Genomic DNA, 17,156 nt, shown 5'->3' on the forward strand with positions numbered 1-17,156 from the left:
TTCCCGGGCTAGTGGAGTCGCTCATACCTTCTTCGGGTCGGGGATGCCGGGGCGGGTGCCTTCCTTGTGCTCGACGAACTCGATGAGATAGCCGTCGAAGTCCTTCACGTAGGCCATGATCACCGGCCAGCGGTCGAGATGGGTGGGCTCCATGACCGACTCACAGCCGGCGTCCATGGCTCGCTGGTAGAGCCGATGGCAGTCCGACGTGTTGATGTAGATCTTCCACATGGCCGTGCCCATATCGATGGGGCCCTCATTGTCGAGGTGCTGTGCCAACTGGAGGCGTGACCCACCGTGGGGCGACTGGATCACGGCCTCGAGCGCACCGGGAATCTCTAGGCGGTGCTGGAGCTCGAGCTCGCACACATCCACCCAGAACTCCAGAGCCCGGTCCATGTCTTCCACATTGATGCAGTACTGGGCGAGAATCTGCGTCATACATTCTCCCTTGGGGCGTCATTGGCGAGCTATTGCCGGTGTGACAGTACAGTGTGATCAGCGCTCTAGCTGTTGTACCCACCCAAATTTCGAGAGGGAGCCGACCAATGCCCAGCCCTGTCGCCGGTGTTGACCAAGGCAACGCCCCATACATCATTGTCTCGTCCGATACTCACGCCGGACTGTTCGTGGAGGACTACCGCGAGTATTTGGAGTCATCGCTGCATCCTGAGTTCGACGAGTGGCTGGTTACCCGCCACCAGCATCGGGCCATGGTCGAAGAGATCAACGGCGAATACGTCGAGCAGTGGGAGAGCGAGAACGAGATCGGGTTGAAGGGGGCCTACGACCCGGAAATCCGCGACAAGACACTGGATGCCGATGGCGTGGCCGGCGAGATCATCTTCGCCGACGGCGACGCCGTCACCGGAATGGAGGCTCCGCCCTTTGGGGCTGGTCTGTCAGCCGGGCAGATCACCGACTCCCGCCAGGCCTGGGCCGGTGCCCGGGCCCACAACCGGTGGCTCGAGGAGTTCTGCGCCACCAACCCGCCTCGCCGCGGCGGGGTGGCCTTGGTGCCGATCACCCACGGTGTGAAGGAGTCGGTGAAGGAGATTGAGGCGCTGGCCGGCAAGCCCGGCGTGAAGGGCATCATGATCCCGACCATGTGGCATGAGCATCCGTCATACGGCCACGAGAGCTACGACCCGGTATGGGCGGCCTGTGCCGAGGCCGGGCTGGTGGTGCACACTCATTCGGGCGAGGCCGATCGGCCGTCGTACAACGAGAACATGGCCCAGTACATGCTCGAGGTGGCTTTCTGGACCCATCGGCCCCTGTGGCAGCTCCTGTTCTCCGGGGCCTTCGACCGCCATCCCGGCCTTCGCTATGTGCCGGTGGAGTGCGGATCGTGGTGGCTGGGCGACCTGCTGTTCAAGGCCGACGCCATGTTCGGCGGGCGCAACTGGAAGGTGAAGAAGATGAGCTCGCAGACGAAGGGCCTCATCCAGCGCCTGCCGTCGGAGTACATCGGCACCAACGTGTTCATCGGCGCCTCCACCATGAGCAAAGTCGAGCTGCGCCGCCGTTACATGAACGGCGTCGACGCCCTGATGTGGGGCACCGACTACCCCCACCCCGAGGGAAGCTGGCCCAACACGGTTGAGCGCCTGGAGACCGACTTCCAGCAGATCCCTGTCGAGGAAACCCGCCTTTTGCTCGGGCTCAACGCCGTGCGGTGCTACGACCTTGACATCGACGGGCTGTCGAACATCGCCAGCCAGATCGGGCCGACCCCCGAGCAGCTCAACCAGGATCTCAACCTGCGGACCGAGCCGAACGCCATCCGCGAGGCCCGGTTCTGGTTTGACGACTACAACATCGAGTGGCCTGAGTAACCCGCCCGACGCTGGAGAATTGACTGTGGCGGCTCTGCGCCTTGATCCGGCCAATGGCGGTCGGATTGCTTCGCTGGAGGTGGACGGGGTTGAGCTGCTGGCCCCGCGCCAGGGCACCGATTGGCTCCGGTGGGGGTGCTATCCGATGGTGCCCTGGGCCGGGCGGGTCCGCGACGGCCGGTTTGAGTTCGACGGCGAGGAATACCAGCTGGAGTTGGATCTTCCCCCGCACGCCATTCACGGGGTGGCGTATCGGGCCAGTTGGGAGGAGACCGGCCCTGCGACTCTGCATCTGAACATGGAGGGGCTGTGGCCCTTTGGCGGAGGGGTGGAGCAGCACTTCGAGGTGTCGGACCAGTCGCTGCTAGTCACCATGTCGGTACAGGCGACTCAGCGGATGCCAGCAATGGCCGGATGGCATCCGTGCTTTCTTCGGCAATTGTCGAAGGGCGACCCGGCTGAGCTTTCCTTAGACAGCGAGTACATGTGGCAGCGGGATCATGTTGGGATTCCGACGGGGGAGCGAGTAACAGTTCCGGCAGGTCCGTGGGACGACTGCTTCGGCGATGTTGTCGAACCTCCTGTCGTGCGCTGGCCCGGCTTCGGTTCGATATGGCTTGAATCCAACATGACCTCATGGGTGGTCTACAACGAAGAGCCCGATCTGGTATGCGTGGAGCCCCAAAGCGACGCCCCCGATGCATTCAACCGCAACCCGGTGGTTCTTGAGCCAGGAGAGACGTTGGATGTATGGATGCGGGTCTCGTGGGAACTCGAGGGATGAGCGTGGACCCCGACGGCGATTGACCGCACAGCTTGACAGGATGCCGTGGACGGCACCGTTAGATTGTTGGCCCATGAGCGACGATTACATCTTGTACAGCACTGCTGGAGCCACTGCGACGATCACTTTGAATCGTCCTGACTATCTCAATGCCATCGTCAGGCCAATGTGGACGCAACTCGACCATTACGTCGCGGAGGCGAACCGCGATCCTGATGTGAAGGTGATTGTGCTGCGGGGCGCTGGGCGGGCATTTTGCGCCGGTTTCGACTTCGGCGCCGACGGTGACCTTGCCGCAGCGCGGGGTGAGGGACGGGCTTGGGATCCAGGACGAGATGCCATCGGGGTCACCAACCGCTGGGATGCACCGGTCCCGAACTTCATGGGCCTCTGGTCGAGCCCGAAACCCACCATTGCCCAGGTACACGGGTGGTGTGTGGGAGGTGGATCAGACATGGCCCTCTCAGCCGACCTTGTTATCGCCGCAGAGGACGCGCAGATCGGCACGCCGTATTCCCGGATGTGGGGCTGCTACCTGACCGCGATGTGGGTGTATCGGCTAGGGCTGGCCAAGGCCAAGGAATATGCGCTCACTGGTAAACCGCTCAGCGGAGCCGAGGCAGCTCGCGTGGAGCTCATCAACCAGGCAGTCCCGGCCGACCAACTCGATGACGCGGTACAGGAGTTGGCCGAACAGTTATCCAGCATCCCGTCGTCGCAGTTGGCCGCCATGAAGTTGGTCGTGAATCAGGCCTACGAGGGAATGGGGCTGCGCAATTCCCAGGTGCTCGGATCGATCCTCGACGGGGCAATGCGCAACACCCCCGAAGCGCTGGCCTTCATCGACACGGCCATGACCGAGGGTGTTCCTGTCGCGGTTGCCCAACGCGACGGCCCATTCGGCGACTACAGCCAGCGCAAAGCTTGATTGAGGGCGGACTTTAAGAGTCAGCGCCGGTGCTGAGATCGAGAATGCTCTGGTAGGCGTCCACCGTTTCCTGGTTGAAGGCCACGAGTCGAACTTCGTTCACCTGGGTAGGAGTGGTGCGGAGAGTTTCCACTGCAATGGCGGCCGCCGCCTCAATCGGATACCCGAAGACACCAGTAGATATGGCCGGAAAGGCAACCGTCTCCGCCCCAACCTCGTCGGCCCGGGTCAGCGACTCCCGATAGCAGGAGGCCAGCAACTCCGGTTCATTGTGGCCACCGCCGTGCCACACCGGCCCCACCGTGTGTATGACCCAGCGAGCCGTGAGGTTGAACCCCGGCGTGATCTTTGCCTGCCCTGTCTCACACCCGCCCAAAGTCCGGCAGTACTCGACCAACTCCGGCCCCGCCGCCCGATGAATCGCCCCATCCACACCGCCACCCCCCAACAACGTGTGGTTGGCCGCGTTCACGATGGCATCAACATCCTCAGCCGTGATGTCCCCAAGCACCAGCTCCAGGCGGGAAGTCACACGCTGTTTCCAGGGTCGCTCTGGACGTTCACTTGACGGATGGTAATGGCTGTAGGTTGAGGCTCCTATGGCGGGGGAGAAGCACTACTACATCGAGGCGTTTGACACGGTTGAGTTCAGCTCTTACCGGCAATGTCTGTCGCCGTTTGCTGATCGGTATGCCACTGATTCGACGATCTTCGGCTTGTACTGCGGTCGCCTCTATCCGCTGAAGGCGTCCCACGACGAGGATCCGATTCCCAATTATTGGAAGTTGCGCAATGGCGTTCTGTTGTACGACGTTCCTGAGCAGCCCATTGAGATTGTCGGCCCTGATGCTTCCCGGGTGCTGGAACAGGTGCTCGTGTGCAAAATGGAGACACTTGGAGTGGGACGATGCCGATATGCCCTCGCCTGCTATGAGGACGGCAAAATTGTGATGGACGGTGTGGTTATGCGGCTGGAGGCGGATCGCTACTGGTATGTCAAGGCCAATGGCGAGTTCATCAGCTGGCTCAAGGCGGCCGCCATCGGGCTTGATGCCGAGGTCTCCGATCCAAAGTCACAGGTGCTCCAGATCCAAGGGCCGAAGTCGCTGGATGTGCTGAATGCCGCGATAGGCGGAGGGTTGTCTGCCGACTTCAAGTACTTCCGGGCCGGATTTTTCGACATCGGGGGTCAGACACTGTGGGCGTCTCGAACGGGATGGACTGGGGAAGTGGGAATCGAGGTCTATTGCAACAGCGGGTCTGAGCCCACCGATCACGAGGTCCTCTGGGACCACTTGTTTGCCAGCGGCGAGCAGTTCGGCATGGAGTTCAGCACGTCGTCATCGATGGGGATTCGCCGTATCGAGGCTGGCATCTTGGACAACGGCAGCGACATCGAGCCGGATCTGACCCCGTTCAGCGCTGGCCTCGGGCACTTTGTGAACTTCGACAAGGAAGATTTCATCGGCCGAACCGCGTTGGAGACCGCCGACCGCAGCCAGCTATTGCTTGGGCTGGTTTGCCCCACTGCCACGCCAGAGACCTATATGACCGTGCACTACGAGAACGCTCCGGCAGGGCACATAACCATCGGCACGTGGTCGCCCACGCGGGACGAGGGAGTCGGCTACGTGCGTTTCGACCGGCCACTGCCCGGGGACGAGTGGACGGGCAAAGGGGTTCAGTTGCAGGACCATGACGGCGAGTTGCATGAGGCGACCGTGGAGTTGCTGCCCTTCATCGACAAAGAGAAGCAACTGCCACGAGCCCAGTGGAACCAGTGACCGCCGGAACGAGAGAGGAACTCCTTTGCGACTAGGAATCCACCTGCCTCAGTACGGTCGGGCGGCGTCACCGGAAGCAATCGCCCAGATCGCCATGCGGGCCGAAGAGATCGGCCTTGCCGATGTGTGGGTGAGCGACCACCTCGTCTATCCGGCCGACCAGGGATACCCGGCTTCGTACTTGTTCGATCCTTTGCTCACCTTGGGATGGGCCGCGGCGGCTACAGAGCGAATCGGACTGGGTACCAGCGTGATGGTGGTGCCCCAATACCATCCACTGCACTTGGCCAACAGCCTGGCCAGCCTCGACCAGCTGAGCGGCGGTCGCCTGACCGTTGGTGCCGGTGTGGGATGGTCGGAGGCTGAGTTCTCGGCCCTCGGGCAGGACTTCCATACCCGAGGGGCGCGCATGGACGAGGCGTTGGAGATCATGCGCCTGGTGTGGAGGGAGTCCCCCGCCTCCCACCAGGGGAATCACTACCAGTTTGAAGACATCAAGGTGCTGCCCCAACCGGCCCACCCGATCCCAATCTGGGTCGGCGGCAGCAGCCACCCCGGATATGACCGGGCCGCCGCGGTGGGGGACGGCTATCAGGGACTGAGCAAACCTCCTGAAGAAATGGGGAGGATCGTTTCCAATATCCGTGCCCAACTGGCTGAGAGCCGCCCGGAGGCCGAATTCACTTTCTCATACCGCACTGGTTGGGATCCCCAAGGCATGGATCCCGCCCAGATCCGTGAAGAGCGAGACCGCTATGCCGAGGCCGGAGTGGACCACGTGGTTTCGGCGCCGTGGAGAACCGACGCCGAGGCATGGGTCCGGTCTATGGAGATGCTGGTAGATGTCGTCGAGCCAGAACTCGTCACTCCGTAGCTGCCACTTGAATCCCGCTCACGTCGAAATCGCATCGGCAGCAAGGTCGAAGAGCGGTTCGGGCCGGCCCTGCACTCCAACATCGAGGGCCAGCAGGTCTCCGGGCTCGAATCCATCGCGACCGGGTTCAGAAGGTGTTGTGCCCCCCATTCCGATAGTGGTGACGAACAGCGTCGAGAGGTCGGAGCCTCCAAAGGCGGGCATCGATGGCTTCTGTACCGGGAACTCGATTCGGCGGTCAACAGCCCCTTCAGGGGTGACCCGGATGACAGCCCACCCGTAGACGGAGGCGGACCAATAGCAGCCGTCGGCATCGACGCACCCGCCATCGGGCTTGCCGGGCAAGTCCGTATAGTCCAGAAAGACCCGCTCATTGGAAATGTGGCCAGTGTCTAGGTCGTAGTCGAACACCAGGACCCGGTCGGTGGGAGTATCGGCAAAGTACATGCGCCGGCGGTCAGTATCGAAGGCCAATCCGTTGGTGACGCCGATTCCCGTGCGGAGACCGGTCAACTCTCCGCTGCTTTCAACCCGATAGAGGGAGCCAGTGGATCTCCCGGCGTTGGTGTCGGCGTACATCGAGCCCACCACGTATCGGCCCATGGGATCGCAACGGCCATCGTTGAGTCGATTGCCGGTTCCCGCCTCCTCGATCTGGAGCCAGCTTGCCACTGCGCCCGCGTCCCAATCGAGGACCACCAGCTCGTGCTCGCAGGCCACGAGCAGGCGGTTGGGATCGGTGGTGAGGACAAAAGATCCCGGTCGCCCAGCCATCGCTCTCGAAGCGGTCGCCCCGGTGGTTGGATCCAGACGATGGATGGCCCGTCCGTCGATATCGGCCCAATAGAGCACCTGCTGGCGGCCATCCCACACCGGGCACTCTCCCAATGTCGAGGGTGCCTGGCTCACCGCCTCAATGGTTGTCATGGCGTTCTCCGACGTTGACAAATTGACCACGTATTCATAACCTCCGATCCGACCTGCCAGCAAGCGCCGGAGCACGTGTGAAGGGATTTGATCCGAAGTTCAGCGACCTGCCCGACTACATCCTCGGGATCACCAAGGAGATCTGGGAAGAGCGCGGCGTCGACTCGCTGTATCGCTACTACGCGCCGAAGATCGCGGTGCGGTCACCCGACGGAGTAGTTGTCGGCAACGAGGGGGTGGTCAAGGCCACTATTGCCACCCTGGCTGAGTTTCCGGATCGCCAGCTCCTCGGGGAGGACGTGATCTGGAGCGGAGACGAGGAAAGCGGTTTCTTGTCGTCACATCGCATCTTGTCAACGGCGACCCATCTTGGCGATGGCGTGTACGGAAAGGCGAGCGGAACCAGCTTGAGATACCGAATCATCGCCGACTGCGCCTGCCGGGAGAATCAGGTTTACGACGAGTGGCTCATAAGAGATCAGGGGGCGGTAGTCCGCCAGCTCGGGATGGACCCCAAGCGCTATGCGTCAGACCGGATAATTGAAGAAGGCGGCTTTGGGAAGGCCAAAAAACCGTTCAGTCCGGCAGTTGACGTAGATGCCATCTACCAGGGAACTGGGAATGGTCACGAAGTGGGCATCCAGTATGCCGAGGCCATGAATCAAGTCATCGATGGCAATCTGGCGGTGATCCCCAAAGTGTACGACCGGGCCGCCCACCTGGAATTGCCCGGTGGTCAGACTGGGCACGGCTGGAGCGATGCCGACGGCTTCTGGCTCGCACTGAGGAGCGCGTTCCCCGATGCGGAGTTCCGCATCCACCACGTCATCGGTCGTAGCGATCCCGAAATGTCACCGCGGGCGGCACTGCGCTGGTCGCTCGATGGCAGGCACGATGGGTGGGGAATGTTCGGAAGGCCGACAGGAGCGCCTGTTCATGTCATGGGATTGAGCCATGCCGAATTCGGTCCGTGGGGACTGCGGCGCGAGTACGTGCTGTTCGACGAGACCGCCATATGGAAGCAGATCCTGTTGCACTCTGGCTGAGCGGAAGCAGATGATGCTGATGGCGAGTGCGGTTTGACAGAATGACTACGTATTCATAGTGTCGCATCCGTGGGGGGCAAAGCCGGGGCGGCATCCTCTTCTCTAACGCGGAACCAATCGCAGGCCAACCATCGCGTTACCTCTGTCGATGTGGCGGCTGAAAGCGGTGTTTCGCAGACAACGGTTGCCCGGGTGTTCTCATCGCCCGACAAGGTTTCACCGGCCACGCGAGAGAGAGTGCGGGTAGCCGCGGAACGGCTGGGGTACGTGCCCAACGCCATTGCGAGGAGCCTCAAGTCGCAAAGGACCAACATCGTGGGTGCCGTGGTGCCTGCCTACGGTGAGTATTGGCAGAGCGTTCTGGCCGAGTTCTCCCGCCAGTTGGCCGAACGCTCATACCAGCTGCTGGTGTTTAGTTTTGGCACGCCGAGAGATGTCGATGGGGCGTTGGCCTCTGTTGCGCAGTACCGCCTTGACGGTGTCGTACTGGCATCAGCCACCATTGGTCAGGCCCAACTGGTCGGGATGCGCTCCTCGGAGCGGCCTTCGGTTGCCTTCAACCAGCCGGCCGCAGAAGGCGTGGTGCCTTCAGTGTCGGTTGACAACGAGGCGGGGATGGCCGAGCTGGCCGAGCATCTTGTCAAGCTGGGAATAGAGACTGCGGCGTACATCGGCGGGGTGTCATCGGTTTCCACCGACCAGGTGCGGTATCGAGGAGCTGTGCAGACCCTGGCTGAGCACGGGGTTGCTTGTCCCTATATCGAAGCAGGTGCCTATACCTACGATGCCGGCTACAAGGCCGCCGCCCAATTGGCGCAGCGAGACCGATTGCCTGATGCAGTGATGGTGGGCAGCGATGAAGTGGCCTTTGGTGTTCTCGACGGGCTTGCCAATGCGGGTATCTCTGTACCAGGTGACCTGTTGCTCACTGGCTTTGACGGGCTCCCTCAAGCAAGTTGGGCCGGATACGACTTGACCACGCTGGTGCAGACCACCGACGTCCTCGTGGCTCGGGCAATTGACGTGTTGATGGGCTCTGGGGCCGGCCCGCAGGAAAAGCCGGTTTCAATCGTCGTTCCCGGAGCCATCCGCATTGGCAAGACAACGAGGAAGTCCAGTGCCTGAGGTTCTCAAAGCCGCGGCGGCCAAAGCCTCTCACGGCTCCGACCCGGAGCTCTCTGAGCGGGTCCGTTCCTTGATCGCTGAGGTTGAGGCCCGGGGCGAAGCCGCGGTGCGGGAGATGTCGAGCCAATTCGACAATTGGTCCCCGGAGCAGTTCCGACTGAGCCCAGGGGAAATCGACAGGATCGTCTCTGGAGTCGATGCAAGCACGGTAAAAGACATCAAGTTCGCCCAGTCCCAGATTCGGTACTTCGCCCAAGCCCAGCTTGACTCCATCAGCGACACCGAGGTTGAGACCATGCCCGGGGTTGTCCTGGGGCACAAGAACATCCCAGTCGAGTCTGTGGGGGCGTATGTCCCGGGCGGACGCTACCCAATGGTGGCCTCGGCCCACATGAGCGTGCTCACTGCCAAGGTGGCCGGCGTGTCACGTGTGGCAGCCTGCACCCCGCCGATCGGCGGAGCGGTACCCGCTGAGACGGTGGTGGCCATGCACTTTGCCGGAGCAGATGAGATATATCTGCTGGGCGGGGTTCAAGCAGTGGCCTCACTGGCACTGGGAACCGAGTTCGTCGATCCCGTCGACGTACTGGTCGGACCAGGGAATGCCTACGTGGCCGAAGCCAAGCGCCAACTCTACGGACGAGTCGGCATCGACCTTCCGGCCGGACCCACCGAGACTCTCTTGCTGGCCGACGACACGGTGGACGGAGAGATCTGCGCCACCGACCTGCTTGGGCAAGCCGAACACGGTCCAACCTCGCCCGCGGTGTTGCTCACCACATCCCGCCAACTCGGTTTGGACACCATTGAAGAGGTCGAGCGCCAGCTGAAGACCCTTCCCACCGCGGATGTTGCTTCGACGGCTTGGGCTGACTACGGCCGAGTGGTGGTCTGTAAAGACAAGGAAGAGATGCTGGAGATGGCCAATGAGCTGGCCTTCGAGCATGTCCAGGTCATGACCTCGGATGACGACTACTTCTTGGAGCGTTTGACCAACTACGGCGCCCTGTTCCTGGGCCCGATGACGAACGTGTCCTACGGCGACAAGGTGATCGGGACGAACCACACCCTTCCCACCCAGGGCGCAGCCCGCTACACCGGTGGCCTCTGGGTGGGGAAGTTCATCAAGACAGTGACCTACCAGCGAGTCACTGAGCCGAGTTCCAGCGCTCTGATTGGGGAATACTGCAGCCGGCTGTGCGCCATTGAGAATTTCGCCGGACACCAGGCTCAAGCCGATATCCGCGTCAAGCGGTACGGGGGAGTCCGAGCATGAAGACGGCGGTTGTCACCGGGGCAAGCGGCGGAATCGGATCAGCCATTGCTCATCGCCTGGCCGCCGACGGCTTCTCCGTGGTGGCTGGATACCACCGCTCTGCCGAGCGGGCTGAATCTCTGGTGGCCCAACTACCCGGCCACGGCCATCAGGCAATGAGGATCGCGGTGCTCGAACCGGAGTCGCTCGTCAGTCTTGCCCACACGCTGGCGGAATCGCCGGGCTCGCTGGACGTGCTCGTCAACTGCGCCGGCGTGACTCGACCAGTGCCCCACGACGACCTCGACGCGCTGGACGACTCGACAATCGACGAGATCTTCGCGACCAACTGGCGCGGTTCATTCGCCGCCATCCGGGTCCTGCGTCCTCTGCTGGACAAGGCCGACGGAGCGGTCGTGGTCAACATCTCATCGGTGGCCGCCGTCACCGGTCAGGGGTCAAACGTCGCCTACTGCGCATCCAAAGCGGCGCTCGACAGCATGACCCGATCGCTGGCGCGGGCATTGGCCCCTTCGGTGCGCGTGGTGTCGGTGTCCCCCGGGTGGGTTCTGGGGGAGTACGCCGACAAGATGCCCCCAGAATTCATTGATGCCCAGCGTGTGGCCACACCCCTGGATCGCCTGGCCACTGTCGAAGATGTGGCTCGTGCGGTGAGCGCGGTGGTCAGCGATCTGCCATTTACTACCGGCGCGATCATCAGCGTCGACGGTGGTCGGCCCCTGGGGGCGGCATGAGCGACCATCGCACCTCCGAGGCGGTGATCGAGCCGCAAGACTTCGCCCGTCGGGTGATCCAACCGGCTGATTTCATGGCCGACACCGAGGCATTCGTCGACGTTCGGCTTCCCCGGTCCAGAGGCAAGGCTAGCTACTCCTTCATTGGTCCGGGCGTTTCGCAAAACACCGACCAGACGGTCAATCTCACTGAGCCACACGGCTTCCAAATCGGCGCGGCGAGCATGGGCCACGGGGTGGTCAACAACCAACACCTGCATTTCACCGCTGAGGTCCTGATCTGCACTAGAGGCCAATGGCGGGTGAACATCGGCGAACACGCTGAGCAGCAATTGGAGATCTCACCCGGCACCGTGTTCTCCGCTCCGAATTGGGTATTCCGAGGATTTGAGAACATCGGCCCCGACGACGGCTGGCTCTTCACCGTGCTAGGCGGTGACGACACGGGCGGCATCATTTGGGCACCCGACGTGCTTCGCGATGCGGCTCAGACCGGCCTGTATTTGAAGGCCGACTACTCGCTGCTCGATGCCAGCAACGGGGAGCCTCCAGAGGACGTCATACTCCCTCTGGATCCCGAACTGCTCAGCGGTGTGGATGACTACTCCGATGACGAGCTCGCGGCCCGAACTGTGGCGAAGGAAGACCTCCAATGGTCAGCTAGCGCGTTGTTGTCAAGCGTGCTGTCGGGTCACGACACTGCTCTGGCGCCGGTAATCGGCTACGGCTTGACCGAGGATCGTCACCATAGGGCACCCATCGCCACCCCCCATGGCTTCTCCGTGGAGTGGCTCAGCATCGCGCCCGGCGCCTCCACCGGAATCCATCGCCATGGACACAGCCAGGTAGTGCTGATCGACGAGGGCCATTGGGAGATTGCTGTCAATCGCGGCGATGACGCTATTAGCGCCTCACCGGCCGAGGGTTCGGTGGTTTCCATTCCCCCCGGTGTGTGGCGAAATCTGAGGAACTGCGGAACCTCCCAAGCGCTCGCCGTCGTGGTCTGCGCCACCGACCAGAGGGCTGGCATCGAATGGGATCCAGACATTGTGACCGCGGCCGAACTCTGCGGCTGGAGTCACGACGCCGCGGGCTATTTGGCGCCAACAGCGCTGCTTGGAAGGCCGCCGAAGTGACCACGTCAAAGATCTACCTACGTAGAAAAACAACAACCAAGGAGGGGTTACACCCATGAGTACACAACATCGCAGGTGGTGGCGGATCTTCGCCATCTTCCTTGCCTTCACCCTCGTTGTCGCGGCCTGCGGCAACGACGACGATGATGATACGGGCGCGGCATCTGGTGATACCGGCACTGAGGAGCAGGCACCTGCCCCGGAACCAGAGCCGGAGCAGGAAGAGGCGCCCGAGCAAGAAGAAGCACCGGCCCCTGAACCCGAGGATGAGCCCGAGCCTGAAGAGCAGGCCCCGGAGCCGGAGATGATGATCATCTCCGACGAATGCGCCATTCCGGACCCGAGTAATTCCATCGAAATCGACGTCATGGGCTGGGAGTTCCCAATCATCACCCAGTATGCCGACGAGCTCGACGACTGTGAAGAGGGCAACTATTCCTTCAACTATCAGTTCCTCGACTCGGTTGAGGCCCGCAACGCCATGACTCAGGATGCGGCATCGGGCTCGCCGAGCTTCGAGCTCTACCAGGGTTCGAACGCATTCATCAGCGAACTGGCCAACCAGGGATTCGTCCGGCCGCTGAACGACCTGGTGGACAAGTACCGGGACGAGTACAACCTCGACCAGATCGATGAGGCCTTCTGGAATATGGCGTCGCTCGACGGCAACATCTACGCCATTCCCATGGTGTCCAACACCATGCACGTGTTCTACAACGAGCCGGCTCTCTCCGAGCTGGGCCTCGATGTGCCGACCACATTCGACGAGGCGTTCCAGACCTGCGCAGCCATCCAAGACGCCGGATACGACATCGGCTTCTTGTACATGCTGTCTGCGGGCTGGGCCTGGCAGATCGAGTTCGACAGCGTTCTCGGATCACTGGGCCAGACCTCAATCGATCCCGTGACCGGCCAGCCGAACTTCAACAGCCCCGAGGGCATCGAGGCGGCAACCCTCTTGCAGCGCATGTGGCAAGAGTGCGCGCCAGACGCAGCCGGCTCCTACAGCACCGATGACGTACAGGCTGCGTTCCAGACTGGCGAGGCCATCCTGGGCCATACCTGGGCTTCCCGAGCTGGTGCCATGGACGATCCCGAGGCCTCAACAGTGGTCGGCGAGATCCAGTTCGCCCCCGCGCTCGGCACCGGTGGCAGCACTCTGGCCGCTCCGGCCTACATCGACGGTTGGATGATCCCCGCCAATACTCCTGAGGACAGGGTCGAGGCGATTTTCCTGGCCATGCTGGCCGCCACCGACCTGGAGAGCCAGGAAGCTGCTGCTCAGTTCGGACTGGTAACCCGCACAGGTGTGAGCCACCCCGAAGGCCCGCGCGACGCGGCCGCCGCCGAGGCCAGCCTTGTGAATGGCCGGGGTGCTGATCTCACCCACCCGGCCGCGGGCATCGCCCGAGCCAAGCTGGGTGAGGCTCTGGTCACCATCCTCGACGGCACTCCTGTCGAAGAGGCATTGGCGGCTGCTGAAGAGGCTTACCTCGCCGAGGCCGCAGAGCAGGGTCTGCTCTAAACCTCGCAGCGTTGTCCTAACGGGCAACCTCAATTCCCCCTCCTGCGGGGCGGCGTCCATGAGGCGCCGCCCCGTACGGGGGTGGGGGATCATCTGCCGTACCATCGGCAAGAAACTGGGGGAAGATGAATAGACGCACCTTCTGGGGATTCACGGTACCCAGCGTGATCGTGATGCTGGCCTTGATGGTCTTTCCGCTCATCACGACGGTGTGGCTGGGCTTCCAGAAGCTGCTCTTACGCGACCTGAACAACCCCCAATGGATTGGTTTCGACAACTACACGGACGTGTTGACCGATCCGGAGTTCTGGGCCGCGTTCCGGTTCACGATGGTGTTTGTGGCCGTCGTGGTGCCGGTCACAATGGTGATGGGCTTGGGCGTCGCTTTGCTTCTCGACCGGGTCGGCAGAGGCCGCAGCCTGTATATGGCGGCCCTTCTCCTCCCGTTCATCGTCACACCTGTGGTGGGATCGCTCGTCTACAAGGATTTGTTCGAACGAGGCGGTTTGATTGCCTGGCTTTGGGAGGTGATCACCGACGATCCCTTCGCGGTTGACGCCAGCAATGTGAAGTGGCTGATCATCATCCAGTCGATCTGGTACGTCATGCCGTTCGCCATGATCACCTTCTTTGCCGGGCTCCAGACGCTCCCCGAAGAGCGGGTGGAAGCCGCCGCCATTGACGGGGCCAACTTTCTGCGGAATTTGTGGCATGTGATCTTGCCCCACTTGAGAGTGCTCATATTGTTCGTGGGGCTGATCACCATCATGGACGCCTATCGGGTGTACGACCAGGTGTTTGTCTGGACCGGGAACCGTTTTACCGATGCCCACACCCTGTCGGTATACAACGTGCGCGTGGCCACGGCCTACGACATCGGGAGGCTGGGGAAAGGCAATGCCATCGCGGTGTTGAATGTGATCGGCATCTTCGTGGTTCTCATCCCGTTCTTGTGGCGCAGCTATAAGGACCAGATTGAGGAGAGGACCTGATCGGAATGCGCCGGTCAACGCGCCTCTCCCGAGTCGGCCTCCACGCCACGATGTTGATGCTAGTGGCGTGGAGCGTCCTCCCGTTCTTGTGGACCTTCCAGACTTCCATCAAGTTCACCCGCGACGTAGCCGCCAAAAAGCCCGTGCTCTGGGGCTACGAAACCACCGCCAACGCCTACCGGGCATTTTGGCTGGACGAAGACGACATCAACATGTGGAGCGTCTTGGTCTACATATTGGCGGTTGCGGCGATCTGCCTCATCCTGGGCCAAATCGGCAAGCGCGTTCGGCACAGTTGGCCCTGGTTCACCGCGGCGGTGGGCGTGATTTTTGTCGCCCTCTGGCGATTTCCGAGGATCTGGGAAGTCAACGACGAATACGACTTCTTGATCAACAGCATCGTGGTCACCGTGCTCACCATGCTCATCTCCCTGTCTATCGGGCTACTGGCCGGCTATGGGTTGGCTCGGTACACCGGTATCTCGGGAGCAGTGATTCTGATCGTGGCCCTAGGATTTCGCGCCCTGCCTCGCACTGCGTTTGTCCTTCCGTACTTCTTCGGCGCCAAAGAGATCGACGACTGGCTGGCCAGCAGCGGCGTCGGTTCATGGGACTTTCCCTTCATTGACTTCCCCGGGATCGACACCCTCCAGATACTCGATACTCGCCTCGCCATCGTGTTAGCCCTGGTTGCGGTCAACCAGCCGTTCACCATTTGGATGTTCCGCAGCTTTTTCATGGAGGTACCGAAGGAGATCGAGGAAGCGGCGATGATGGACGGGGCCACCCGGCTCCAGGCGTTTCGCAGAGTGATCATCCCGATGATGTGGCCGGCGATCATCGCCACTGGCCTGTTCACCATGCTCTTGGCCTACAACGAATACTTGTTTGTACGGGTGCTGGCCCCAACAGAATGGACTTTGCCCGTGGCGATCGTGTCGCTCACCGGGGGCGAGAGCTCTCGCACTATCACCGAGGCCGCGGCGGCCTCGGTGTCGATCACGCTGCCCATCGTGGTGGTCATCATCTTGTTCCAGAAACATCTCGTGAAAGGGCTCGGCGCGGGCGCCGTGAAAGGCTGATGTCGGAGAACTTCCAGCAGGCCAAACGCGTGGTGCTCGACTACTACGACGCTCTCGATGGCGCCGGCGAGAAGGAAATCGATGAGGTGCTGCGCGCGCACACCGCCGAGGGCTACCACTGGCGGGGTATGCACCCGTTCAATGAGATAGCGGGTGCCGAAGAAGTGGCCGAACGCTTTCATATTCCGCTGCGCCAGTCGTTCGCACCCATCCAGCGGCGACCCGATGTCTTCCTGGCCGGTGCCAATACCCGGGGGGAAGTGGGAGATACCTGGGTCTGTCAGATGGGTCACCTGCTTGGACTGTTCGACCAGCCTTGGTTGGATATTCCGCCAACCAGGAAGATGTGCTTCATCCGCTATGCCGAATTCCACCGGGTGGAGGACGGGCAAATAGCTGAGACCGCATTCTTCACCGACATCATCAGCGTGATGCGGCAGGCTGGCCACTACCCACTGCCGCCCCAGACCGGCTCGTCGCACATCTATCCCGGCCCCCGCACCCACGACGGGCTGCTGTTCGATGCCCAAGACCCAGCTGAGGGCAAGGCCACCATGGCGCTGGTTGACCGGATGATCGACGACCTCATCTGGGCAAACGAAGTGGGCAACGCCAGAGGCGAGAACATCATGCCCCGATCGGTGCTGGCCGAATGCTGGCACGAGGACATGATCTGGTCGGGATCAGAGGGCATCGGCGCGGCCTACACCATTGACCGCTACCAGCAACAGCATCAGCACCCGTTCCGGGTGAATCTCTCGGAAAAGACCTTCAACGGTCACGTGGCCCGTTTCGCCGAAGGGAACTACGCCTGCTTCTTCGGCTGGCCCAACCTCACCGTCACCGCCGATGGGGGGTTTATGGGTCTGCCCGGCTCAGGAATGCCAGCCGACATGCGGGTGGTGGACGTCTACCGTCGCGACGGCGACAAACTGGCCGAGAATTGGGTGTTCCTCGACCTGCTGAACTGGCTCAACATGCAGGGGCTCGACCCGCTAGCCCGGATGCGCCAGCTCTTGGGTATCGAAGAATTTCGAAGCGGGGATGCAGAAGGACTCGCATGGATCCGACCAGAGTCGCCGGGCTCTGTCGGAGGGGAGTAAAG

17 protein-coding genes are annotated in these 17,156 nt (G+C 61.9%); 14 read left to right on the top strand and 3 right to left on the bottom strand.

What is annotated here, in order from left to right; genetic code table 11:
- Window positions 1-21: 21 nt before the first annotated feature.
- Window positions 22-441, bottom strand: a complete 420-nt coding sequence (locus ACOQPI_RS13105) for a VOC family protein (protein WP_419851143.1) — start codon at window positions 439-441, stop codon at window positions 22-24.
- Window positions 442-548: 107 nt separating this feature from the next.
- Here ACOQPI_RS13105 and ACOQPI_RS13110 point away from each other — a divergent pair, with 107 nt between their 5' ends.
- The 3 genes from ACOQPI_RS13110 (at window position 549) to ACOQPI_RS13120 (ending at window position 3,550) form a co-directional block, all read left to right on the top strand.
- On the top strand, window positions 549-1,838 hold the full coding sequence (locus ACOQPI_RS13110) for an amidohydrolase family protein (protein ID WP_420620069.1): 1,290 nt from the start codon (window positions 549-551) through the stop codon (window positions 1,836-1,838).
- 25 nt (window positions 1,839-1,863) lie between these two features.
- Window positions 1,864-2,622, top strand: a complete 759-nt coding sequence (locus tag ACOQPI_RS13115) for an aldose 1-epimerase (protein WP_420621041.1) — start codon at window positions 1,864-1,866, stop codon at window positions 2,620-2,622.
- Between the two features lie 73 nt (window positions 2,623-2,695).
- Entirely contained in the window at window positions 2,696-3,550 is an 855-nt protein-coding gene (locus tag ACOQPI_RS13120; protein ID WP_420620070.1) for a crotonase/enoyl-CoA hydratase family protein, read from the top strand.
- 13 nt (window positions 3,551-3,563) lie between these two features.
- Here ACOQPI_RS13120 and ACOQPI_RS13125 read toward each other — a convergent pair whose 3' ends face one another.
- A complete protein-coding gene (locus ACOQPI_RS13125; protein WP_420620071.1) occupies window positions 3,564-4,082 on the bottom strand; it encodes an O-acetyl-ADP-ribose deacetylase in 519 nt (172 codons plus the stop codon).
- 67 nt (window positions 4,083-4,149) lie between these two features.
- Here ACOQPI_RS13125 and ACOQPI_RS13130 point away from each other — a divergent pair, with 67 nt between their 5' ends.
- The gene (locus ACOQPI_RS13130; RefSeq protein ID WP_420620072.1) at window positions 4,150-5,334 is read left to right on the top strand and encodes an aminomethyltransferase family protein; all 1,185 of its coding nucleotides are present in this window, start codon (window positions 4,150-4,152) and stop codon (window positions 5,332-5,334) included.
- 25 nt (window positions 5,335-5,359) lie between these two features.
- On the top strand, window positions 5,360-6,208 hold the full coding sequence (locus tag ACOQPI_RS13135; RefSeq protein WP_420620073.1) for an LLM class F420-dependent oxidoreductase: 849 nt from the start codon (window positions 5,360-5,362) through the stop codon (window positions 6,206-6,208).
- A gap of 18 nt (window positions 6,209-6,226) precedes the next feature.
- Here ACOQPI_RS13135 and ACOQPI_RS13140 read toward each other — a convergent pair whose 3' ends face one another.
- Window positions 6,227-7,135 (bottom strand): SMP-30/gluconolactonase/LRE family protein, encoded by a 909-nt coding sequence (locus tag ACOQPI_RS13140; RefSeq protein ID WP_420620074.1) that lies wholly within the window; start codon window positions 7,133-7,135, stop codon window positions 6,227-6,229.
- Between the two features lie 77 nt (window positions 7,136-7,212).
- Here ACOQPI_RS13140 and ACOQPI_RS13145 point away from each other — a divergent pair, with 77 nt between their 5' ends.
- From ACOQPI_RS13145 to ACOQPI_RS13185, 9 genes are all read left to right on the top strand, one after another.
- Complete coding sequence (locus ACOQPI_RS13145; RefSeq protein WP_420620075.1) at window positions 7,213-8,181, top strand: ester cyclase; 969 nt, start codon at window positions 7,213-7,215, stop codon at window positions 8,179-8,181.
- 150 nt (window positions 8,182-8,331) lie between these two features.
- Window positions 8,332-9,306, top strand: a complete 975-nt coding sequence (locus ACOQPI_RS13150; protein WP_420620076.1) for a LacI family DNA-binding transcriptional regulator — start codon at window positions 8,332-8,334, stop codon at window positions 9,304-9,306.
- Window positions 9,299-10,582, top strand: coding sequence for a histidinol dehydrogenase (gene hisD / locus ACOQPI_RS13155; protein ID WP_420620077.1), 1,284 nt, complete (start codon window positions 9,299-9,301; stop codon window positions 10,580-10,582). Before ACOQPI_RS13150 ends, hisD begins: the two co-directional genes overlap by 8 nt.
- Window positions 10,579-11,316 (top strand): SDR family NAD(P)-dependent oxidoreductase, encoded by a 738-nt coding sequence (locus tag ACOQPI_RS13160; RefSeq protein WP_420620078.1) that lies wholly within the window; start codon window positions 10,579-10,581, stop codon window positions 11,314-11,316. Before hisD ends, ACOQPI_RS13160 begins: the two co-directional genes overlap by 4 nt.
- Window positions 11,313-12,452, top strand: coding sequence for a cupin domain-containing protein (locus ACOQPI_RS13165; RefSeq protein ID WP_420620079.1), 1,140 nt, complete (start codon window positions 11,313-11,315; stop codon window positions 12,450-12,452). The genes ACOQPI_RS13160 and ACOQPI_RS13165 overlap by 4 nt, the downstream gene beginning before the upstream one ends.
- A 55-nt stretch (window positions 12,453-12,507) precedes the next feature.
- Window positions 12,508-13,977, top strand: a complete 1,470-nt coding sequence (locus tag ACOQPI_RS13170) for an ABC transporter substrate-binding protein (protein WP_420620080.1) — start codon at window positions 12,508-12,510, stop codon at window positions 13,975-13,977.
- A gap of 125 nt (window positions 13,978-14,102) precedes the next feature.
- The gene (locus tag ACOQPI_RS13175) at window positions 14,103-14,969 is read left to right on the top strand and encodes a carbohydrate ABC transporter permease (RefSeq protein ID WP_419851130.1); all 867 of its coding nucleotides are present in this window, start codon (window positions 14,103-14,105) and stop codon (window positions 14,967-14,969) included.
- Window positions 14,970-15,019: 50 nt separating this feature from the next.
- Entirely contained in the window at window positions 15,020-16,051 is a 1,032-nt protein-coding gene (locus ACOQPI_RS13180) for a carbohydrate ABC transporter permease (protein ID WP_420620081.1), read from the top strand.
- Entirely contained in the window at window positions 16,051-17,154 is a 1,104-nt protein-coding gene (locus ACOQPI_RS13185) for a nuclear transport factor 2 family protein (protein WP_420620082.1), read from the top strand. Before ACOQPI_RS13180 ends, ACOQPI_RS13185 begins: the two co-directional genes overlap by 1 nt.
- Window positions 17,155-17,156 lie beyond the last annotated feature (2 nt).

Origin of the sequence: Candidatus Poriferisocius sp., from assembly GCF_965219815.1 — a bacterium.
Classification (GTDB): Bacteria; Actinomycetota; Acidimicrobiia; order Acidimicrobiales; family Bin134; genus Poriferisocius.